Consider the following 21,632-nt stretch of genomic DNA (forward strand, 5'->3'; position numbering starts at 1 on the left):
GCGGCCCGACGGCGATCCGCAATTGGCGGTCGACAACCTCGGCGCCGGCATCGGCGACCGCGTGATCATCACGAGCGACGGCGCGGGCACCCGCGCCTTGCTCAACAGCGACACCACCCCGGTGCGCTGGAGCGTCATTGGAATACCCGATGAAAAGGCTACAGGCTGAAGGCTGCGCTGATTGCAGGGGCCGACGGCACACGGAGTGTGCCTACTACGTAACAAAGAGCAAACCCTCGGCGTTGTTTTCGTCCTTAAGCCTGTAGCCTCAAGCCTGTAGCCTGGTATGCCTGACGCAACCACCAATGCCGACGTGGAGGGCTCGACGAGCGAATTGGTCGTCGAAGCGGCGGTGGTCAGCCTGTCGGCGGTGTTCGATGCATCGGCGCGGTTGGAAGGAGTTCGGCGATTGACGGTCGGCCGAAGGGCCATCGTGACGCCTGCCGTCTGCGACCTGTTGCGGCAGCGGAAGATCGAATTGTATCGGGGAGAGCGAAATGCGAAGCCGCCACAAGACGGCGCGAAGACCGCGACGCTCAGGCTGGTCGTTGGTGTCGCAGATGCATCAAACGCAGCGCAATTCGAAACGTTGATGAAGCTGCTCGGGCGAATGCCGCTGGCGATCGAGCGGCTTGCGGCGAGCGGATTGTTGGAAACGATCGACGAATTGGCGCGGCAGGTTGCTGCCTCGGCGACAGTTGGGCTGCTGCTGACGCCTGAGCCGGCCGCGGCGATGTGTCTAGCGAATCGGCTGCCGGGCGTGCGAGCAATGGCGGCCGGCGATGCGGGAACGTTAGCAGCATTGACTGCGACGGCACGGGAAATCGGCGCGAATTTGTTGATTGTCGACCCCACTGGCCGCAGCCCGTTTGCGATGAAACCGTGGATCGAGCGATTTTGCCAAGGCGCCCCGCGAAGGTGCCCGCCGCAATGGCGCGGCCGATTGGACTAACCGGAATCTGGCTCATTTTGACCCGCCGGGGTCTGGCTCATTTTTCGCCATGGAACGGCTTAAATCCATACAAGTCCTTCGGCGAAAAATGTGCCCGACCCCCTTCGCCTCCAACTAGTTTAACCCACCCATGCGAATCGCAACCATCATCGGCACCGTCACGCTCTCGCGGTCCCATCCAACCATGAGCGGCGCGAGCTTTCGGCTGGCCGTGCCGTTGTCGCTGGCGAACTTGACCGGCGCTGCGAACGAAGCGGCGGAGGAACTGGTGGTGTACGACGAACTTGGCTCGGGCATCGGCAGCCGGATTGCCTTGAGCGAAGGAGGCGAAGCCGCCCAACCGTTTCGCCCGGAGATCAAACCGGTCGATGCCTACAACGCCGCCGTGCTCGACCAAGTAGAAATGGAAACCGAAACCACCCCCGGCCAGTGGCACACTAGCCCGAAGCGTTAGCGAGGGAGAGGCCGCCCACTAGCGCTCTCTCGCTAAGCTTTGCGGCTGGCGAAGCCGTTGACGCGGCTCGCACGGGCAGAGTCCTTGGCAAACGAACCAGCACACTTTCAACGACACACAACTATCTCCCCATCGGAGCCAAACTCATGATCAACGCCCATCAAATCAAGGAAGAAATCTGCGACATCGGCCGGCGAATTTACAACAAAGGCTTTGCCGCCGGCAACGACGGCAATATCACCTACCGCATCGCCGAGAACGAAGTCATCTGCACGCCCACGATGGTGTCTAAGGGTTTTCTGAAGCCGAGCGATCTGTGCACCGTCGATATGGAAGGCAAGCAGCTTTCCGGCCATCGCAAGCGCACCAGCGAAGTGCTCCTGCACCTGGCGATCATGAAGGCCCGGCCGGAGATCAAGAGCGTCGTGCATTGCCACCCGCCGCACGCGACGGCGTTTGCCGTGGCGCGAGAGCCGATTCCGCAGTGCGTGTTGCCCGAGGTCGAGGTGTTCTTGGGCGACGTGCCAATCACGAAATACGAAACTCCTGGCGGACAAGCGTTTGCCGACACGATTTTGCCGTTCGTCGCCAAATCGAATGTGATCATTTTGGCCAACCACGGCACGGTGAGCTTCGGCAAGACGGTCGAGCTGGCTTACTGGTGGACCGAGATTCTCGACGCCTATTGCCGCATCCTGATGCTCGCCCGCGACCTGGGCAAGGTGAACTATTTCACCGAGCAGAAGACGCGCGAGTTGCTCGACCTGAAGCAGAAATGGGGCTTCACCGACCCACGGCTCACCGAGGAAATGAAGAATTGCGACATCTGCGCCAACGACACGTTCCGCGAGAGTTGGGCCGCCGCCGGCATCGAGCGCCGTGCCTTTGAAGCGCCGCCCGCGATGGCAGGGAAGGGGAAGGAATCAGGGGCCAGGGGCCAGGGGCCAGAGGAAAGGGGCGAGGGGCGAGGGGCGAGGGGCGAGGAAAAAGGCAACACGGAGTGCGCTTGTCAGTGCAATGGGCATGGGAAGCCGGCAGTAGTATCCGCCACGCGAGCAGCAGCGGCGCCCGGCCCGAGCACGAATGGCGACCAAGAAGCGTTGATCCGCGCAATTACCGACCGTGTCATGGCCGCGCTGGCCCAAACCGCAAAATAACAACCGCGCGAAACAGCAAACGCGCAAAACCGCAAGCGAACCTCACCACCCAGCTTGGCCGCGACCCGCGCTTGCGGTTTCGCGCGTCCCTAACCCCTAACCCTACCCCCTAACCCTATGCACATCTCCATCATCGGCGGCGGCGGATTGGTCGGCTCTTGCACCGCCTTCGCGCTGCAAATGGGCCGCATCGTCCGGCAAATTGCCTTGATCGACGCTAATGCCGAAGCGGCGGCGGGCCAAGCCCTCGATTTGTTGCACGGCTCGCCGCTGATCGCCGATCAGGTGATCTGCTCCGGCGGCTATGAACACATTCCCGATTCGGATCTGATCTGCATCACGGCCGGCCTGAGGCGCAAGCCCGACGAAAGCCGTTTGGACCTGATCAATCGCAATGTCGAATTGTTCCGTGGCATCCTCGCGGAGATCCAGAAAGCCGGGCACAAGCCCGATGCGATCGTGCTCGTGGTGTCGAATCCGGTCGATGTGCTCACGTATCTTGCGGCGCAACAGCTCAAGCTTCCCGCGTCGCGCGTGCTGGGTTTGGGAACACTATTGGACACGATTCGCTTCCGAGCCCTGATTGCCGAGCGATTGAAGGCGGCGCCGACGCAAGTGGCCGCCCTGATCCTGGGCGAACATGGCGACAGCATGGTGCCGATCTGGTCGAGCGCCACGGTGGCGGGCTTGCCGCTCGAAAAATATCCCGGCTGGAGCCACACCGCTGTCGGCGAGTTGTTTCAGCGCACCAAAGGCTCCGGCGCGGAAGTGATTCGAAAGAAGGGCGGGGCCGGGTTTGCCGTCGGGCTCGCGATTCAAGAAGTGATCGAGACGATCGCCCTCGACCGCCGCCGCGTGCTGCCGGTGTCGAGCGTGCAAAATGGCTGCTACGGCTTGCGCGGCGTGGCGCTGAGCGTGCCGACGGTGGTGGGCAGGGCCGGCGTTTTGGCCACTCACCCGATTGATCTATGGCCGAAAGAATTGGCAGGCATGCGACAAAGCGCCCAAGCGCTGCGACAAACGATCGACACCGTATTGCAAACGAAATCCGCGGTTGGGGCAGGTTGACACCACCCCCCGCCCCCGGCCCCTCTCCCGCAAGGGGCCGAGGGGAGAAGCGGCGCTGTTGGCGCCGCATTGTTGGCGCGGTGCCGCAAGGAACGCGTTCCCCTCTCCCCTCGCGGGAGAGGGGCTAGGGGTGAGGGGGCGCATACCGGTTCGGGCACCACTGGCTTCGACCCAATCATCGCATGGAAAAATCGCTCGATCGAAAACTCGCTGCGATCCATGCGGATCCGTCCGGCGCCAAGGATTTCATTCTGGCCGACGCCAAGGATGCCGACATGGCGTTCGGGATCGGCGCGCCGGGCCAATCGCCCGAAGCCCATTCCAGCGAAGTGCGCATGCGCACGCTCGCCGAATATCGCCGGGCGATTCGCGATGTCATCCGCCAGGGATTGGTCGACATCGTGCTCATGTCCGCGAGCACCAACGACCTTCTGACGATCGGCGAGCGGTTGTTCGATGGCAGCCATGTCACGCCGGCCGGCCGCGCCAACGACGCCAGCGATGTGTTTGTCGTTCGCGGCGGCCACTATCTCGAGCCGCCGGCCCGGCCGTTCCGCTCGGCATCGCTCGACCATTTGCAATGCGGCCATGTCGATTGCGAGCGCGGCGAGCGCATCCGCGGCGCGAACCTCGGGCTGTATAGCGTGACGTTCAACAACCGGCTCGACGACGATCTGCGAACGCTCGCAGAGTATCGCGCCTTCCGCACCGAAGCCGAGGCCAAAGGATTTCGGCATTTCTTGGAAGTGTTCGACCCGAACGCCCCGCACGATTTGGGGCCGGAGCAAATTCCGGCGTTCATCAACGATTCGATCGCCCGGACGCTGGCGGGCGTCGCCGCGGCCGGCCGGCCGGTCTTCTTGAAAATCGTTTACCACGGCCCGCGGGCGATGGAAGAACTCGTGGCCTACGATCCGCACTTGGTGGTCGGCATTTTGGGCGGCGGTTCGGGAACAACCTACGACGCATTCAAACTCGTCGCCGAAGCCCAAAAATACGGTGCCCGCGCCGCGCTGTACGGCCGGAAGATCAACGCCGCCGAATGCCAATTGGCGTTCATCGAGTTTTTGCGGTTGATCGTCGAGCAGCGGATCACGCCGGAAGAAGCCGTGCGAGCCTATCACGGCGTATTGCAGACGCTAAAAATCCGGCCGCATCGCAGCCTGGACGACGACCTGCTGCTGCAAACAAACGTGATGAGCTATGGCGGCAGGGGGACGGTCACGGTGCCGGAAAAGCCGAGCGGGCTGAATGGAGCGTCGAGGCCGAGCGCTGGCCCGACGACAGCCGACAACACGAAGCCGGATTTCGCAAAGATGACCGCCGCGGAAAAGTTGATCTACAACAAGGCACGGCGCGACCGGATTTTTGGATCCTAGCCGACGAATTCGGCGCGGTTGCGGCGCCGGCCCCGTCGGTCTGGGTTCCCTCGCTAATAGATCAGTCCGAGGCGGGCCATCACGGTGTCGGGCGGATCGTACGTTCCCGGTGCGCCGGCGTATTCCAGGCGGCGGCCGAAAACGTATCCTACTTCCGCCAGCCCGCCGAGGCCACCGCACGTGCTTCGCCGCTCGACGCCCAGCAGGGCTCGATAATCGAGGTAGGAAGCAACGTCGTGGGTTCCGTCGGGTCGTTCGATGGCCCATTGGCCGCCGCCCATCTCGCCGCCGATGTAGAGCCAGTCGTCGTAGCCATTGCCGGCGCAGATACGGCGTTCGATTCGCGGCTTGGGCGGCACGAGTTCGATGCGAATATCGGGAGTCGGCACCCAGATCAGTCCCGCCAAAGGGATCAGGCCAATGTCGCGCCGATCGAGGTAACCGACGCCTACCGCCGCCGCGAACGTCGGCGAAAAACGGTAGCCGATGGCGGCATACAGCGCCGTGCGGTAGTCGTCGCTGGACGTGTTTTGGGCGTCGCTATGCCAGCCGGGTTCGGCTCCAGCGTAGAGCAACACATTGTCGGGCAATTGGCTGATAAATTGCACGAGCACGCTGGCGTCGTAGAGCCGGTGCGGCAAAACGGCCTCGTCGGGGCCGTCGACAAAGTGGGTTTCAATATCGGGAGTAATCAGCAGCGCGGATTTGTCGCCCGGCAGACACAGGGGAATCGAGACGAACGCAAAGCCGTCGAGGTCATCAAATCCGATCCCGCCGCCGCCGTTTCGCGGCAAATAGGTTGTCGTGAACTCGACTCGTTGCAGCAGCCCGTTTTTCACATATGGCAGCAGCGGATCGGCCGGCGGTGGCGGCGCATAAGCCCCGGGCAGGGCACCCGGCATGGCACCCGGCAGCGTTCCGGGCAGCGCTCCCGGCAGCGCGCCGGGAAATGGAGCATAGGCCGGCGGCGGCAGTGCGCCGGGCGGGCAAGCGCCTTGGTCGATAATGACCGGCGCATTCGGATTTCCGGGAAGACAATATTCGCCGGCAGTGCCGGGACCGCAAGAATCGGGGCAACGATTTGCCGGTGTCCACCAGCCGGTTCGAAGGGCGTAGTCGTCTCGCGCCGCCGCATCGGAGCCATTGTCGTCGGAAAACGCATCCTCGGAAAATACGTCCGTCCGCGCACGCGCGGCGCCGCAAATCAACACCGCCAAGAGCAACCCGAATGCCATCGGTGTTGCAAAATGCACGGCGCGATTTCTAGGTTGCGTCATATTTCGCCTCGCGCTTCGCACGACCTGCATCTGCCATTTTGTCCTCGTCACTCGTCCCTCGCACCTCCTAGAACGCCAACCCGCCGCGGACCAAAAACGTGTTCGGCAAATCGATATTGCTGGGCGGATAGAAGCGATAGACGATCTCTCGATCGGTGGCAAAGCCCACTTCGAAATAGCCGCGCAAACCGATGTTTCGTTCGGGAATCCATTCGATGCCGATCGAGGCGCGGATGTCGTTGTAGTCGAAGCTGTCTTCGACGCGATCCACGCCGCCTCCCACGACCGGGATGTCGCGGCGGAAGGTCCACGATCCCCCGCCGTATTCACCGACGAGATACCACCACCATTGATAGGTTCCTGTGGTGGCGAAATGGTGTTCATATTTTGGTCGCGGAAAGTAAATCTCGACACGCGTATCGGGATCGGGAGTGAAGAAAATACCGCCGGCCGGCAGCAGCTTGATTTCATTGCGATCCAGATAGATCACGCCCAACTTGAGCTGCGTGGTCTGCAGTCCAAATTGTGAGAAGTTCAGCACGGCGAGCGCCCGGCCCATGATGCGAATGCTGTGGTCGGTGAACGTGTCGAAATCGGAATAGACGCCGACGCGGGCCCCGAGTTCCGCGCCGAAGAACGGCGAGGGCTGCGGGTTCCACGCGCCGTCGATATAGGCGTCGTAGGTTTGCGCCGGCAACTGATCCGTCTGCGTGCCACGCTCCCAGGTATGGATGCCGAAGCCGGGCGTGATCAAAAACGGCTCTTTGGCCCAGTAGACCGGTAGCGCAAATGTGGCCGACGTTTCGATGTCGTTCGACTCGACGCGGCGCGGTCCTTCGCCATACATGAAGGTCTCATCGAGCCGAACTTCCTGCATGAAACGGGTAAAATTCGTGCCGATTACCGGCGGAGCGCAACCGCAGCCGGGCGCCATCACCGGGCCGCCGTTCGGATAAAGAAAACCGGGCGTGCCGGGATTTGCCGGATAATAGGGTTGCGGAATGGCCGTCGACGGAGCGGCATACGGCGTCGGAGCGGCATACTGCGGGCCCGGGCCATAATTCGGCGAGCCATAGTTGGGCGCGCCAAAGCTGGGCGAGCCATAGCTGGGCGCACCGTAACTCGGCGCGGGGCCATACGTCGGCGGCGTGCTTAACGTCGGCGGAGGCGTGTAGATCGGCGTCGCCGACGGGCTGGGGGGCAGCGTGTAAGGGGCCGTCGCGGTCGAGGGAGGCAGATTCCCCGACGACGGCAATCCTTGGTTGGCATACGGATCCCAAGCGGGAGTCGCCGGTGCGGTCGCACCGCCGAGCGAGGGCACCGCCGTCGCCGGCGCTGGAGCCTGAGCGAGCGCATTCGGATCGGCGACCGGCGTGGGAAATTCCACGCGCTGGCCCGACGCCGTAGCGGCGCACAATCCGATCGACAACAATCCGGCCCACAGGCCGCTCAGACGCAGCGCAATCAAGGGCGAGACCCTTGTGGTTTGAATTCGTGCCGAATGGCAAATGGAGGAGGCGCAGCATGGAATTCGCCCTGCGGCGGAAATTCCGCGAGTTAAATACAAAACCGCCACATTCCGGTCAAGCCCGACTCGATGTTAAGATAGTTCAGCCGCCAGGCCAGCGCCACCCCTTCGCCCAAGCCCAAGGGAAGGCCCCAACCGCTTTCGCAATTCCAATCGTGCGTCCCGGCCTTCCCCTGGCCCGCGCCGCAATGTCTTAAGCTCGGCCGAAAAATAACTTCCATTTTTCGAACCCCTCACCCTGCCGTCGCCCGCAAGGACGAGGGGTCTGTGGAGAAGTGATTTTTCGGCCGAGCTCTAATTCGCCACCCATGCCAGCAATTCCACCAATCGACACCAACCGTCTCGCTGCTGCGAACGTGGCGGCGCGCATCGAGCATTTCGAAGAAATATCGTCGACCCAAACTCGAGCCCGCGAATGCGCCGGCGACGCGGATTGTCCCTTGCCGCTGTTAGTGCTCGCGGATCGACAGACTGCCGGCCGCGGGCGGCAGGGGAACACGTGGTGGACCGGCGCCGGCAGCCTGGCATTTAGCCTGCTATTCGATCCGGCGATGCTGGGGGGCGCGCGGCGGCTCGAGCCGCGCGTGGCGTTGGCCGCGGGCGTGGCGATTGTCGATGCGGTGTCGCCGAGATTGCCGGAGCATCGCGTCGGACTGCACTGGCCGAACGATGTGTATGTCGGCAGCGGGAAGCTGGCCGGCGTGTTGGTGGAAGTGCTTGCCGACGGCCGGCACATTCTGGGGATCGGCGTGAATTCGAACAATTCCGCTGCGGATGCCCCGCCGGAAATGCGATCGCAAGTTGCTACGTTGCGCGATCTCAGCGGCCAAGCCCACGATCAAACGCAACTGTCGATCGATCTGCTGGATTGCGTGACGACGCGCCTGCGCGAACTTTGGGCAAACGATCCGCGCTTGCTCGGCTCGTTCGACGCGCTTTGCCTCCAGCATGATGAAGCGCTGACGCTGTATCTCGGCGAGCGCGCGGTGGCCGGTCGTTGCGTCGGCATCGGCCCCGACGGGGCCCTGATTCTCGACACTCAGGAAGGCGTGCAGCGATTCCACGCCGGCACGTTGCGCCCGGCGCTGCTTCCACGACAATAGCAAGCCCGCGATGGCGAGCACCACGACCGCCGTCCTGGCCCGCGCGTGCCCCGATCGTGGCAGCTCGATTGCCGGGGCAGAATCCGCGCTGCTCGCATCGGCGCGAGCTATAATCGGATGAGCGAAACTCGGCCGCCGGGGCGGGGTTTATCGAAGGCAAGGGCAAGATGATCTTTTCTCAAAGGAGCGTCGCAATGAGTCTTTTCGCGCGTGTTATTGGAATCGCATTATTAGGGGGGGCATTTCTCGCCGGCTCATCGTTGATGACCTCGAAAACCTTGCCGATCACCGCGCCGGCGGCCCAGGCCGCGGAAGAACATCATCCGGCCATCCATCGGGCGCTGAAGGAACTGCGCGAGGCCCGTCATGAATTGAAAGACGCGAAGCACGATTTCGGCGGCCATCGCGAAGACGCTCTGAAGGCCGTCGATGGCGCGATCGAGCAACTCGAAATTTGCCTGAAGCACGGCTAAAAACCGCTGCTGATTGACCGGCATCGGCGATGCTTACGGCGTGGTGCGGCCTGATTAACGATTGGCCGCCGACGCCGGTTTTGTTTGGATCCTGGGCCGAACCGCTAAGCGAGGCCGACGCGCGAAACCGCGAGCGAGCTACGGTCCGCCGCCGGCGTGAGAAGCTCGCTTGCGGTGTCGCGCGTCGCTGCTGGCATTGTGGCTTGCCGCGGGTTTTCTGGCCTTGCCGGGTTCGGCCTTTTTTGGCACCATTCGCCCCCCACGGAGGCCGCGGTTTGCCGCCACGTTCGGCGAAACGCGGCGTGCCGTTCGTTGCGTGATGGATCGAATGTTTTCCCCCGAAAGGAGTCGAGAAATGAGCAAGTGCGCGCGTTTTGTCGGTCTGGGTCTGTTGGGCTTGGTGTTCGCGGTCGGTTCGGTCGCTTGGAATTCGAGCATTGTTGCTCCGCCGGTCGCCCAAGCTCAAGAGCCGTGGCATCATCCGCATCTCCACCAGTCGCTTGATAGCCTGCGGGTCGCCCGCCAAGACCTGTTGGAAGCCCACCACAATTTCGGCGGTCATCGCGACGACGCGATTCGTGCGATCGACGCCGCGATCTACCACTTGGATATGTGCATCCGGTACGATCGCTAGAGTTGATTTTCGAGCAACGTTGTTTGCTTGAGGATTTCGTAGCGTTGAAACCATTCGGCGCGGTCCGGCGGCGCATTGCCGCCGGACCGCGTCTTTTTTTGTTCAATCGGCGATTCCCTTACAACCGGCACAGCGCTCCATCGCCGCCGGTTTCTTGGGACTCTCTTCTCGCCGAGATGCAGTGCCGCCCTTTTAAATGCCGATGCGCCTTGTGGCGTCCTCTCGTGTGCCACTGGCTCCGCCAGTTGTTTGTTCAATATTCCAGCACCCGGCAAGAAACACTGGCATAGCCAGTGGCACGCGGTCGGCAACGCCGCGGGCAAACGGGCGGCCCGCGCTCGCGAAAGCGATAGGCGCTCAACCATGGCAACCGGCGACAAACCGATGCGGCGTGTGCGCCGCCCGCCCTTGACTCCGCAGGCGCCGGCAACGGCCGCGAAGCCAACCGGCAGCCGTGCCGCGTCGTGGATCGCCGCTTTCATCGATTACGTCCGTAGCGAATGCCACCTTTCGGCGAACACCGCGGCAGCGTATCGCCGCGATATGGCGAAGTTTGCCGAATGGCTCGCTGGCCGAGACCCGACGCGGCTTACGATCCGCGAATTGGCCGACTATCCGGCATGGCTCCAAAAGCGCGGCTTGGCCGCGGCGAGCATCGCACGGCACGTCGTTTCGCTGAAGGTCTTTTTCCGCTACCTCCAGCTCGAAGGCGTGATGCGGGAAAATCTTGCCGAGCTGCTGGGAACGCAACGGCTGTGGAGCCGCGTGCCCAAGGTGCTGTCGGTCGAGCTGGTCGATCGGCTGCTCGATGGTCCGGCGCCCGGCGATCCGCTGTGGCGGCGCGATCGGGCCCTCTTGGAGCTTCTCTATGCCACCGGCTGCCGCGCTTCCGAAGTGTCCAATCTCGCCTTGGCCGACGTGCATCTGGCCGAAGGCTATTGCATCTGCCACGGCAAGGGAGACAAACAGCGGATCGTGCCGATGAATCGCCCGGCGGCCGATGCAGTGCGGGATTATCTCTCGGTCGAGCGGCCGACGCTGGTCGTGGGCGAAAGGAAACAGGGGTCGGAGGCCGGGGGTCAGAAAGAAGATGCGCCCGCGGGCCGGGCAAACAACGGCCCGCGATGGCTGTTGCTCTCGCGCCGCGGGCTGAGATTGCGGCGCGAGCGGATCTGGGAGCTCGTGAAGCGCTATGCCTTGCGCGCCGGGGCGCCCGCCTCGATCGGCCCGCACACGCTTCGCCACAGCTTTGCGACGCACCTTGTCGCCGGCGGGGCCGATCTACGGCAAGTGCAAGAAATGCTCGGCCACGCCAGCATCACCACGACGCAAATCTACACCCACGTCGATCCCGCGCGACTCAAGAAAGTGCACCAGAAATTTCACCCGCGCGCATGAGCGACGGCTTGAAATAGACCTGAGCCTGAAAGGCTCATTCCGCCAAGCCAGGGCGGAGCCGCGCGAGTGGCGGAGTCCCAGGGATGTAATGCAACACTTCGTCTGGCCCTGATAGGGGCCGTTCCAGAAGTTGCGGCACCTCTTTGAACAGCCCTGTCAGGACCGATGCATCGTGTGTGCGGGACGGTTGACCCAGGCCTCCGCCGCTTGCGCGGCTCCGACCTGGGCTGATAGAATCGGCCTTTCAGGCCGCCGCCATTCGCCGCGGCGCCGGCCGAACCAGCGGTCACAACTGGCGAGCTTTCGGACGGAAGTCCCTCCCTTGCCCCACACTGCTGGACAAGCCAGCAGTGGCACCCGACCCGTTACCGAGTGGATGATCCTTTACTAATGAGCCACGCTGCGCTTGCTCCAGCGGCTGTAAGGATAGTGGCTCGCGAGATAGTCGTGAGCGTCGCGGGCACGATCGGGACGGTGCATTTCGTTCCATAGCACCTCCAGATTCGCCAGCGCTTCGGCATGCGATTCGGCGATGCTCGGATATTGCACATCCACGCGCAAATAGGCCCACAGCGCTTGCTTGCTGTCTTTCAGTGCCCGATAGCAATTGCCCAGGGCGCAGTAGGCGCGGGCCAACAGCGTCGTGTCGTCGTCGTCGGCCTTGGCGATCGTGTCTTGAAGAATCTTGAGCGCGTCTTGAGCATGGTTGGTGCCGACGAGGCAATAGGTGCGGCCGATCGTGGCTTCCTGCATCTGCTGCCCGGCTAACTGGCCCTTCGCTTGGACGGCGAGCACGGCGTCGTAGGCCTTGAGCGCTTCGTCGTATTTGCCTTGCAGTTGCAATTGCCGAGCCTGCAGCAAGCGCGCCCGGGCCTGGAAGTCGGGCCAGGGCGAAGTGGCCAGCTTTTCGTAGAACATCGACGCCGCGGCGAACCGGCTTGGGGCTTGCTCGACATTTCCCAGCCAAACTAGCAAATCGCCCGCCAGCTCGTTTCCTTCGTAATAGTGAAACGTGTTCGGGTGGACTTTGAGGAACTCGACCAACTCGGGACCGACTTTCTTGGCCAAATCGACGGGGTTCTTGTTGGCCATCTCGATCGCCTCGTTGGCCGCACTATTCGGGTTCTTGACCAGATCGGCGGGCGACGAGTCCGACGACGAATCGTCGTCTCCCTCGGCATCGCTGCTGATCGCCAATTTGACCTTGAAGACGATTTTCAAATATTCCAATTCCGTGCGCAGTAACTCACGGGGCAGATCGTCGGGCTTGAGCTTTTCGATTTCGCGCAGGGCCCCGGCGTAATTCCCCTTGTCTGCATCGACGCGGGCCACTTGCATCTCGTGCGGCTCGTCGGCGAATTTGATTGCTTCAAGGTCGTCGACCGGGATCGTCTTGTTGACGCCCTTTTGGGTGATGGACAATTCGTTGCGCGTGGCGCTTTCGACATTGCCATGGATTGGGCCGTCGGAATGGGTGCGGATGGAATCGCCCAATCCGGAGGCTTGTCCGCGGGCCAAGGGATTCGATGCAAAGACCGCACAAGCCGCCACCGCCGCGCCGATGATCCACGAACGTTTCATCACATTTGCTCCCAGAAAGACCGCCTCGATCCCCATATCTGATCGTAGACCAAACCGGCGAGAAAACAAATACCCCAGGCCCGGCGGCGCCGCGAGAACGCGAGACGGGGCCGTAGCATGCCTGATCGCTGCGAAGTATGCTGTAGTTTCCGCCCAGCCCGCCTCCCGCCCCCCGGTCCCGCGTCCGCCCGCCCTCTCGCAGGAAGTCCCCCATGAATTGCAGTCGCCTGCCGATGCTTTTGCGTCGGTGCTCGCTCCCGCTGATGCTTGCTTTGACCGCGGGTTTGTTTTTTGAGTCGCGCGCGGCGCTTGCCGTCTGGCCGCCGAGCGACGGGGTGCCGATGACGCGTTGGGGCAAAGAGATCTCTGCCGACAAACCGGTGCTGCCCGAATATCCGCGGCCGCAGCTCGTGCGGCACGATTGGCTGAACCTGAACGGACCGTGGGAGTATGCGATCTCGCCGAAGGAGTCGGCGGCGCCCGCGCAATATGCCGGCAAGATATTGGTGCCGTTTCCGCCGCAATCGGTTCTCTCGCAGGTGAACAAATCGGTCGACGACAAGAGCCAGATTTGGTATCGCCGGCAGTTCGAGATTCCGGCCGGTTGGTCGGGTCGGCGCGTGCTGCTGAATTTCGGCGCCGTGAATTGGGAAACCCATGTGACGGTGAATGGAAAACCGGTCGGCATGCACACCGGCGGCTACGACGGGTTCGACTTCGACATCACCGATGCGCTGAAGCCGCATGGTCCGCAAGAACTCGTCGTGTCGGCTTGGAATCCGATCGAAGGGGGCCAGCCGCATGGCAAACAGGCCCGGAAGCCCGACGGCATTTTCTACACGCCGACGACGGGCATCTGGCAAACTGTGTGGCTCGAACCGGTCGCAACGCAGCACATCGAAGAACTGCGGCTGGTGCCGGATGTCGATCATGGCCAATTGAAGCTGGTGGCGGCTGTCGCCCGCGCGACCCACGGGCAAACCGTTGAAGCGATCGCGCTCGCCGACGGCAAGGAAGTCGGCCGGGCCACGGGCAAGCCGGGCGAAACGCTGGCAATTTCGCTGCCGAGCCCGCGGCTCTGGTGGCCGGCCGCGCCGTTTCTCTACGATTTGAAAGTGACGCTCTCCGACCCCCGGCATGCCGGTATCGCGGTGGATTCGGTCGCAAGCTATTTCGGGATGCGAAAAATCTCGATCGGGCCCGACGACACCGGCCACGACCGAATTCTCTTGAACAACCGGCCGGTGTTCGAAAACGGATTCTTGGACCAAGGCTTTTGGCCCGACGGCATTTACGCCGCGCCGAGCGACGAGGCGTTGAAATACGATCTCGTGATGCTGAAAAAATTCGGCTTTAACATGGACCGCAAGCATATCAAGGTCGAGCCGGATCGCTGGTATTATTGGGCCGATCGGCTGGGCGTGTTGGTGTGGCAGGATATGCCCGCCGTGGTGGAAATGAGCTTCAAGCCGAACGATCGATCGATCGCGGATCGCGAGGGCAACTTCGAATCGGAATTGCGGCGCATGATCCGCGGACGGTGCAACCATCCGTCGATCGTGATGTGGATCTTGTTCAACGAAGGCTGGGGATTGCCGTTGAAAGACCGCAAGAACGGCCGCGAAAAGATCGAACCGTCGCCCGTGGCGCAATCGCGAGAGCTGCGCATGGTGACGGCGACGCGGCAGGAAGACCCCACGCGGCTGATCGATGCCGAAAGCGGCACCGGCGGCGGCGGCAACGAGCACAACGAAGGCTTGTTCGACTTCGGCTACGGCGATGTCGTCGATTATCATTGCTACGGCCACGACGGCCCGACCGCCGAGAAAGGCCCGCACGGCCGGGCCGGCATCGTCGGCGAATATGGCTGGGGGCTTTCGCCGGTCGGCGCGCTGCGGAATCGGATGAAGTCGTCGCAAGGGGCCGACATTAGCGGCTGCGTAGTGACGCAACTGACCGACGTCGAAAACGAGCACAACGGAGCACTCAAATACGACCGCACGATCATCCCCAATGTCGAGAGGGAGAAAGATCTTCCCGGCGACATTCGCCGCGTCTTGCACGAATACGGCTACGACGACTATCCCGGCGGCCCCGCCGCGGCGAAGTAACTACCATCGCGAGCAAACCGGTTTCGAACCATAACACATCGGAGCGATCACCCATGTCGACGCGGATTCAGTTCTCGCTCGCCGCTTTGGCGGCCCTGGTTGTCTGTTCGGCTTCGCCCGCGCTGCGGGCGGACGATGCGCGCGATGCCGACGCCGCGCCGAACACGCTTAGCTCCGCGGAGAAAGCGGCCGGCTGGCAATTGCTCTTCGACGGCAAATCGCTCGACGGATGGCGCACCTTCGGCCGCAAGGATGTGCTGCCCGGCTGGGTCGTGAAGGACGGCACGTTGGCGTGCGTCGATCCGCATCACGCCGGCGATATCGTCACCAAAGACAAATTCGGTTGGTTCGAATTGCAACTCGACTACAACATTTCCGAGGCCGGAAACAGCGGCATCATGTATCACGTCACCGATGCCGGCCATCATGTTTGGGAAACCGGCCCCGAATTCCAACTCGAAGACAACCAAAAGGCCGCCGATCCAGTTCGCTGCGGATGGCTCTACGCACTCTACAAACCGCCCCTGGATCCGAAGACCGGCAAAACGCTCGACGCCACCAAGCCGGTCGGTCAGTGGAACCATGTGCGCCTGCTGCTCACACCCGAGAAATGCGAGCACGACATCAACGGCGTGAAGTATTTTGATTACGTCTTGGGCAGTCCGGATTTCAAAGCGCGCGTGGCGAAGAGCAAGTTTGCCTCGATGAAAAACTTCGCGAAATCCAACACCGGCTACATCGCCCTGCAAGGCGACCACGGCCAAATCGCTTTCCGGAATATCAAAGTCCGGCCGATCGACGCGAAACTGTAGGCCGTGCGACAACCGCGGTTTGTGCGGATGGCTCCGTTAACCGCACGGCGATCGATCGTCGGGTGCCATGCCCATGTCTTTGCGTGGGCATGTTCGCGCGAATCATGCACACACCCACTCAGTGCGGCGGGCATGGCGCCCAGGTTCGCCATGTCCGGGGTCGAAGCGAAAGGGGTTTGTTTGGCGATTCCCGACAACCGAACGCAGCGTTCCATTCTGCGGCAGCTTGCGCATCGGGCGATGATCGAGCGCGGGTTGGCGCCTGATTTTCCGCCGCCGGCGCTCGCTCAGCTCGACAAAATCCACGGCCCGGCTTCGCCGGCCGCCGCCCCGATGCGCGATTTGCGAAACCTGCCCTGGTGTTCGATCGACAACGACGACTCGCTCGATCTGGACCAGCTCACGGTGGCCGAATCGCTTCCGGGCGGAGCGGCAAAGATTCAGGTCGCCGTTGCCGATGTCGATGCGATCGTCAAAAAACAATCCGCGCTCGATGGCCATGCGCGGCAAAACACCACGTCGGTCTATACGCCCGCGCAGGTTTTCCCGATGCTGCCGGAGCGGCTGTCGACCGATCTGACGTCGCTCGGCCAAGACGTCGACCGTCTGGCCGTGGTCGTGGAAATGATTTTCTCGGCCGACGGCGCGTTGCAGGAGTCGGCCGTTTATCGGGCGAACGTTCGCAATCGGGCCAAGCTGGCGTACAACAGCATCGCTGCGTGGTTCGAGGGCAGCGGGCCAGCCCCGCCAGCGAGCGGAACGGCTGTGGGGCTCGACGAAAATCTCCGGCTGCAAGATCGCGTCGCGCAAAAGCTGAAAGCCGTGCGACTTGAATTCGGCGCACTCGATTTGGAAACGATCCAACCGCGGGCCATATTCGCCGGCGACGAAATGACGGCGCTTGCCGCCGAACGGCCGAACCGGGCGACCGACCTCATCGCCGATTTCATGATCGCCGCCAACGGCGTCACGGCCCGATTTCTCGCGGCCAAACAATTTCCGTCGCTGCGGCGCGTCGTGCGCACTCCCAAGCACTGGGATCGCATCGTCGAACTGGCCGCCGAGCATGGCGCGGCGTTGCCGTCCGCGCCGGATTCGAAAGCCCTCGAGCAATTTCTGCGCATGGCCAAACGGGCCGACGCGCTGCGATTCCCCGATCTATCGCTGAGCGTGATCAAGTTGCTGGGCGCCGGCGAATACGTCGTGCAACTTCCTGGCCGAAGCGGTCCGGGGCACTTCGGATTGGCGGTGAAAGATTATGCCCATTCGACCGCCCCCAACCCCCGTTTTCCCGATCTGATCACGCAGCGATTGTTGAAGGCCGCGATCGGCGGCGAATCGTTCCCCTACGAGGCCGGCGAGTTGACCGAGCTCGCGCAGCATTGCACCGACCAGGAAGATGCCGCCAAGAAAGTCGAACGCCGGATGGAAAAGTCGGCCGCCGCGCTTCTTCTGCGATCGAGCATCGGCAAACCGTTCGATGCCATCGTCACCGGCGCAGGCGCGAAGGGCACCTGGGTCCGCATCTTCCATCCGCCGGTCGAAGGCAAACTCGAGCACGGGTTCGAACGTCTCAAAGTGGGCCACCGCCTGCGGGTCCGATTGCTGCGCATCGATGTCGAGCGCGGCTACATCGACTTCGAAAAAGTGGGGTCCTGAGCGACCGGCACCCGTTCAACTTCCAACCCCCAACAGATTCGATTCGCGAGCCAATTCATTCGCATGACCGACGCGGAGAACGGAGACCAAACGCCGACGCGAGTGCGAACCGGATGGACGGCGGTGTGGCTCGGCGCGGCGCTGGTGTTGATGGCGATCAATCTCCGCGTGGCGGTGACGAGCGTCGGGCCCGTGCTTCGGCAGTTGATGCACGTTACCGGCCTTTCCGAAACGGGGGCTTCAGTCCTCACGATGTTGCCGTCGCTCTGCTTCGGGCTGTTCGGACCGCTCGGGCCCGCGCTCGCGCGGCGCATGGGAACCGAACGGGCGCTGCTGATCGTTGCGGTTCTGCTTGCCGTGGGAACGGCAATCCGCGGGCTGGCGACGGTGCCGGCGCTGTTTGCCGGTCAGATCCTGGCTTGCTTCAGCATCGGAATCGTCAATGTGCTGCTGCCCGGATTGGTGAAGCGCGATTTCCCGAAGCGCGCCGCATTGATGACGGGGCTCTACACGATGTCGCTCAGCTTCGGCGGGGCGGTCGCGGCAGCAGCGACGGTGCCGCTTGCCGACGTGCTCGGCGGATCGTGGGCCGGCGCACTGGCGTTTTGGGCAATTCCGGCAGCGGTTGCCGCGGCGATTTGGGCCCCCCAAGTGCCGCGCGGGAAATGGGGCGGCGGGCAGGCCAGCTTCAAAATCTCGGGCGTTTGGACCGACGCGCTCGCCTGGCAAGTCACGCTCTTCATGGGCCTGCAATCCGCGATTGCCTACACCATGTTCGGCTGGCTCGCTCATATGCTGCAAGACCGCGGCCTGAGCGCGGTGGATGCGGGCTATGTGCTTTCCGTTTCGGTGGTCGGCCAATCCGCTGGAGCACTGTTCGCGCCGACGCTGGCCACCTGCTGGCGCGATCAGCGCGTTATCGACGCCATCGGCGCCGCGATTTGCGTGGCCGGCATTCTAGGTTGCTTCTATGCGCCGCTGTGGTCGATTTGGGTTTGGGCGAGCGTGCTGGGCCTGGCACAAGGGGCCGTGTTTGCGATCGCGGTGATGCTGATCGTGCTCCGTGCGGCCGACTCGCATGTCGCGGCGCATCTTTCCGGCATGGCGCAAGGCGTCGGCTACTTGATTGCGTCGCTCGGGCCGCTGATCGCCGGTGAACTTCGCGGCTGGACGGGCAATTGGAATGGCGTGGCCCTATTTTGCGTCGCGCTTGGCGTTGCGTCGGCGATTTTTGGGATCGGGGCCGGGCGCGACCGGCATGTGCGCGCGGTGCTTGTGCGGCGATAAGTCGCCATGGACAGCCTCAGCCCAGGGAAGGCCTGGAAATCGCCTTGCGAGTGGCAAAGCGGTTTTGTGGCCTTCCCTGGGCTTAACGCGCGACATCAGGCCGCGGTTCAGGCTCCCGATCCCGGGGTGTGTTGGCTCATCGCGCCGCGGATGGTCTTGGCGATGTCGAGCATTGTTTCGATGGGGAGCACGAGTTGCGTGTCAAGCCCGTGGCTTCCGGCGTGGGCGGCGAAGCCGAGCGGGGGCATGTCGGGCAATGCCGGCAAATTGACCGGCAGCCGTTGGGCCGCAATTAATCCGCCAATAAAGTTCATGTAGCCTTTGAGATCCGCCAAGCCGACGAGTTGGGCGTGCGGCGATAACAGCTTGAGCGTCGCTGCGACATTCGGGTCGGTGGCAAACGTCGATTTCCCACTCTTGAATGCGGCAAGCGACTCCTTCAGACGCTCTTCCGAACCATAGCCGACGATAACCGTGCGGTCGTCGGCCACGAGCATCCGCGCGGTGAGTTTGCCGGTTGGCCCCAGGATTTGCGGCATTACCTTCGCCGCAGCCGGATTGTTTTGCATCGCCAACATGCCCGACATGTCCACCGTGAGGCTCAATCCGGGAGCGCCGTCGATGTCGATTTCCTTGACGTCGGAGATTTGGAACGCTGGCTTCGGTTGCGTTTTCATGGCAGCGTTCATTTCCTTGATCGCGTTTTTATAACGATCGAGAAAGCCTTTCGCATCGTCGACCCGCATCACGGCAGCCGCGCCATCCAGCATTGCTTCGCCTGGCTTTGGCGTCGCCATGACGAACGAAACTTCGTGGCTCCCCTTCATTATCGACTCCATGGCTTGGATATACTGTTTGCGCTGTTGGGGATCGAGCGCCGCGCCGCCGGCTGTTTCATTCATGCGATCCATGGAATCGGCGGAGAACGCCGCGAAACCACGGGACAACCCCTCGGGCACTTTCATGTCGGCGGCAAACATGAACGGCGTCGCTTGCAAGCCGAGGAACGGTTTGCCTTCCGAGGACTTCATGTCGTTGAGTGCTGCAGCCCAGCTTTTGCCGGCGACAAAGCTCGTGTGGCTGTCGATGGAGACATTGCTGTGCTTATCCAGGGCCAACCCGATCGCAAACGCATCGACTTGCTCCGCGGCCCCGGCGAGAAACTGCTCGTCGATTTTCAGGCCCATCTTAAGCTGGCCCGCTTGCTGCGCGTTTGCCGATTGGACAATGGCGGCCTCGGCTTGCTTCAGTAGCGCGAGCGCCGCTTGCAACAGCATCTTCGACCCGGCGGGCGTGGCAACCAGCGAAACTTGGTGCCGGCCAATCCATGGCTTGAACGATCCCAGCAACGAATCAATCCCTTTTTGCGAAGCGATCACTTTGGATAATTGTTCTTTGTGGTCGGGCAGCATGAAGACGGCGAACGAATCTTTGTGGCCCGCAACGAGCGCGTGCCCGGCAATGGTGACGCCGGTGGTCGCGGCCGTGGCATCGTCGGGTTGGAATTGGCCGATGAATTTTTTGTAGTCGGTGACGGGGAAGAAGACGGCGGGCGTCGGCTTTGGCGTCGCCTTTTCAGATTCCGGCGCCGGCGAAGCGTCGTCCGGCAACACTGCCACTGCGGCCGAGCCGTTTTCATCGAGCCCTTCTTGAATACCGGCCTGAAGCTTGAACAGCGAGAGCACACTCGGCACGGGCGCCTGTAGCGCGGCGCCCAGCTTGGATATGGCCTTGTCGGTTTGAGCAAGATCTTTGATGACAACGAAGCCCAAGGCATCGTCCGGAATTGCTTTGAGCACCGCGTCGGAGGCCGACCCGCCGGACGCCGCCGGCGCTGCATCCTTCTGGGCCCAAGCCCGAGGAGCAATTGCCAGAACCGTGAAGAGCATCGCTAGGATTGCGAGTCGCCGTGTGCGTTTCATAGCGGGATTCCTGGGGATCGAGAATCAGTCGAGAGTTCGATGGGACCGACCAATGGGCAGACGCTCATTGTAGGGGTATTGGCGCGTGCAAGCCACTGATTCAGCGAAAAGCAATTGTGTGAATCGCACGACGAAAAAATGCGGCGAATCGACAACTTCTTGCAAACCGCATTCCTTCCGACACGGAACAAACTCGATGGTTTGCTAGAACTGCCCGCCGGCGATTGCTGGTAAACTGCCGGATAGCGAAATCACGATTCCGAGCGAGTGCCGCTTTGTTGCGGCCAACCTTTCCCGTTTTCTTAGCAAAAAAGCCAGCTTTCGCATGCCTCGATACGACTCCGAAGAAGAGTGGCACGACGACTACCAGGATGACGCCGACGACGCCGACGATGATTCGTCCGCCGACGAGCCGACGATTCCTTGCCCACACTGCGGGCATGAGATTCACGAAGACGCCTGGCGCTGCCCGCATTGCGAGAACTACATTTCGGCGGAAGACGCACCCCGAGTCCGCAAGTCGTGGTTCATTATTTTGGGCACGATCCTGACGCTAGTCTTGATCTACATGTTGGTCATGCATTGACCGCACACGCAGTCCAACGGCGTGCGTCCCTCGCTAACGCTTCGGGTTACAATGCAATCGCCGGCGATTCGTACCTCAAAGCCTCGCAGTCTCAAAGTCTTCACAGCCTCCAAAGCGGCGTTGCACTGGGTTGCCATTTTCGAACGAAGGCGTCAACGTAGCAGGCACACTCGGTGTGCCGTCTGCGCGCGGCGGCGGGTTGCGCACAGAGCGGGGCAGACGGCACACGGAGTGTGCCTGCTACGTTGGAT

Annotated in this window: 20 protein-coding genes; 15 read left to right on the forward strand and 5 right to left on the reverse strand. The window is 62.4% G+C overall.

Going from position 1 to position 21,632, the window contains the following annotated elements; all coding sequences use genetic code 11:
- From VHX65_18415 to VHX65_18440, 6 genes are all read left to right on the forward strand, one after another.
- Positions 1-169 (forward strand): EutN/CcmL family microcompartment protein (locus VHX65_18415; GenBank protein ID HEX4000529.1); only part of this gene is annotated, 169 nt, incomplete at its 5' end.
- A gap of 117 nt (positions 170-286) precedes the next feature.
- The gene (locus VHX65_18420) at positions 287-952 is read left to right on the forward strand and encodes a hypothetical protein (protein HEX4000530.1); all 666 of its coding nucleotides are present in this window, start codon (positions 287-289) and stop codon (positions 950-952) included.
- 130 nt (positions 953-1,082) lie between these two features.
- Complete coding sequence (locus VHX65_18425) at positions 1,083-1,406, forward strand: EutN/CcmL family microcompartment protein (GenBank protein HEX4000531.1); 324 nt, start codon at positions 1,083-1,085, stop codon at positions 1,404-1,406.
- 146 nt (positions 1,407-1,552) lie between these two features.
- Positions 1,553-2,563 (forward strand): class II aldolase/adducin family protein, encoded by a 1,011-nt coding sequence (locus VHX65_18430; protein ID HEX4000532.1) that lies wholly within the window; start codon positions 1,553-1,555, stop codon positions 2,561-2,563.
- Between the two features lie 117 nt (positions 2,564-2,680).
- Positions 2,681-3,631, forward strand: a complete 951-nt coding sequence (locus VHX65_18435; GenBank protein HEX4000533.1) for a lactate/malate dehydrogenase family protein — start codon at positions 2,681-2,683, stop codon at positions 3,629-3,631.
- 182 nt (positions 3,632-3,813) lie between these two features.
- Entirely contained in the window at positions 3,814-5,010 is a 1,197-nt protein-coding gene (locus VHX65_18440) for a hypothetical protein (protein HEX4000534.1), read from the forward strand.
- Between the two features lie 53 nt (positions 5,011-5,063).
- Here the strand turns inward: VHX65_18440 and VHX65_18445 are convergent, their stop codons facing one another.
- Positions 5,064-6,263 (reverse strand): hypothetical protein, encoded by a 1,200-nt coding sequence (locus VHX65_18445; GenBank protein HEX4000535.1) that lies wholly within the window; start codon positions 6,261-6,263, stop codon positions 5,064-5,066.
- A 91-nt stretch (positions 6,264-6,354) separates the two neighbouring features.
- Positions 6,355-7,755: a hypothetical protein gene (locus VHX65_18450; protein HEX4000536.1), complete on the reverse strand. Its 1,401-nt coding sequence runs from the start codon at positions 7,753-7,755 to the stop codon at positions 6,355-6,357.
- 368 nt (positions 7,756-8,123) lie between these two features.
- Between VHX65_18450 and VHX65_18455 the strand changes: the two genes are divergently transcribed.
- The 3 genes from VHX65_18455 (at position 8,124) to VHX65_18465 (ending at position 10,025) form a co-directional block, all read left to right on the forward strand.
- Positions 8,124-8,918 carry a biotin--[acetyl-CoA-carboxylase] ligase gene (locus VHX65_18455; protein HEX4000537.1) on the forward strand — a complete coding sequence of 265 codons (795 nt, stop codon included), beginning with the start codon at positions 8,124-8,126 and terminating at the stop codon, positions 8,916-8,918.
- A gap of 194 nt (positions 8,919-9,112) precedes the next feature.
- On the forward strand, positions 9,113-9,391 hold the full coding sequence (locus tag VHX65_18460; GenBank protein HEX4000538.1) for a hypothetical protein: 279 nt from the start codon (positions 9,113-9,115) through the stop codon (positions 9,389-9,391).
- 355 nt (positions 9,392-9,746) lie between these two features.
- Positions 9,747-10,025 carry a hypothetical protein gene (locus tag VHX65_18465; GenBank protein HEX4000539.1) on the forward strand — a complete coding sequence of 93 codons (279 nt, stop codon included), beginning with the start codon at positions 9,747-9,749 and terminating at the stop codon, positions 10,023-10,025.
- Here VHX65_18465 and VHX65_18470 read toward each other — a convergent pair.
- Positions 10,022-10,282 carry a hypothetical protein gene (locus VHX65_18470; GenBank protein HEX4000540.1) on the reverse strand — a complete coding sequence of 87 codons (261 nt, stop codon included), beginning with the start codon at positions 10,280-10,282 and terminating at the stop codon, positions 10,022-10,024. The genes VHX65_18465 and VHX65_18470 overlap by 4 nt on opposite strands.
- A 106-nt stretch (positions 10,283-10,388) precedes the next feature.
- Here VHX65_18470 and VHX65_18475 point away from each other — a divergent pair, with 106 nt between their 5' ends.
- Complete coding sequence (locus VHX65_18475) at positions 10,389-11,423, forward strand: site-specific tyrosine recombinase (GenBank protein HEX4000541.1); 1,035 nt, start codon at positions 10,389-10,391, stop codon at positions 11,421-11,423.
- Positions 11,424-11,810: 387 nt separating this feature from the next.
- On the opposite strand, the gene VHX65_18480 is transcribed toward VHX65_18475, so the two are convergent.
- On the reverse strand, positions 11,811-13,004 hold the full coding sequence (locus tag VHX65_18480) for a hypothetical protein (GenBank protein HEX4000542.1): 1,194 nt from the start codon (positions 13,002-13,004) through the stop codon (positions 11,811-11,813).
- Positions 13,005-13,216: 212 nt separating this feature from the next.
- Between VHX65_18480 and VHX65_18485 the strand changes: the two genes are divergently transcribed.
- The 4 genes from VHX65_18485 to VHX65_18500 all read left to right on the forward strand — a co-directional run bounded on the left by VHX65_18485 (position 13,217) and on the right by VHX65_18500 (position 18,873).
- Positions 13,217-15,115 carry a glycoside hydrolase family 2 TIM barrel-domain containing protein gene (locus VHX65_18485; protein ID HEX4000543.1) on the forward strand — a complete coding sequence of 633 codons (1,899 nt, stop codon included), beginning with the start codon at positions 13,217-13,219 and terminating at the stop codon, positions 15,113-15,115.
- Between the two features lie 53 nt (positions 15,116-15,168).
- Positions 15,169-15,927, forward strand: coding sequence for a DUF1080 domain-containing protein (locus VHX65_18490; GenBank protein HEX4000544.1), 759 nt, complete (start codon positions 15,169-15,171; stop codon positions 15,925-15,927).
- Positions 15,928-16,077: 150 nt separating this feature from the next.
- Positions 16,078-17,586, forward strand: a complete 1,509-nt coding sequence (locus tag VHX65_18495) for an RNB domain-containing ribonuclease (protein ID HEX4000545.1) — start codon at positions 16,078-16,080, stop codon at positions 17,584-17,586.
- Between the two features lie 63 nt (positions 17,587-17,649).
- Entirely contained in the window at positions 17,650-18,873 is a 1,224-nt protein-coding gene (locus VHX65_18500; protein ID HEX4000546.1) for an MFS transporter, read from the forward strand.
- 107 nt (positions 18,874-18,980) lie between these two features.
- Here VHX65_18500 and VHX65_18505 read toward each other — a convergent pair whose 3' ends face one another.
- A complete protein-coding gene (locus tag VHX65_18505; GenBank protein HEX4000547.1) occupies positions 18,981-20,795 on the reverse strand; it encodes a hypothetical protein in 1,815 nt (604 codons plus the stop codon).
- Positions 20,796-21,120: 325 nt separating this feature from the next.
- Between VHX65_18505 and VHX65_18510 the strand changes: the two genes are divergently transcribed.
- Positions 21,121-21,381, forward strand: coding sequence for a hypothetical protein (locus tag VHX65_18510; GenBank protein HEX4000548.1), 261 nt, complete (start codon positions 21,121-21,123; stop codon positions 21,379-21,381).
- The last annotated feature ends 251 nt before the right edge of the window (positions 21,382-21,632 follow it).

This window comes from Pirellulales bacterium, assembly GCA_036267355.1.
Taxonomy (GTDB): Bacteria; Planctomycetota; Planctomycetia; order Pirellulales; family DATAWG01; genus DATAWG01.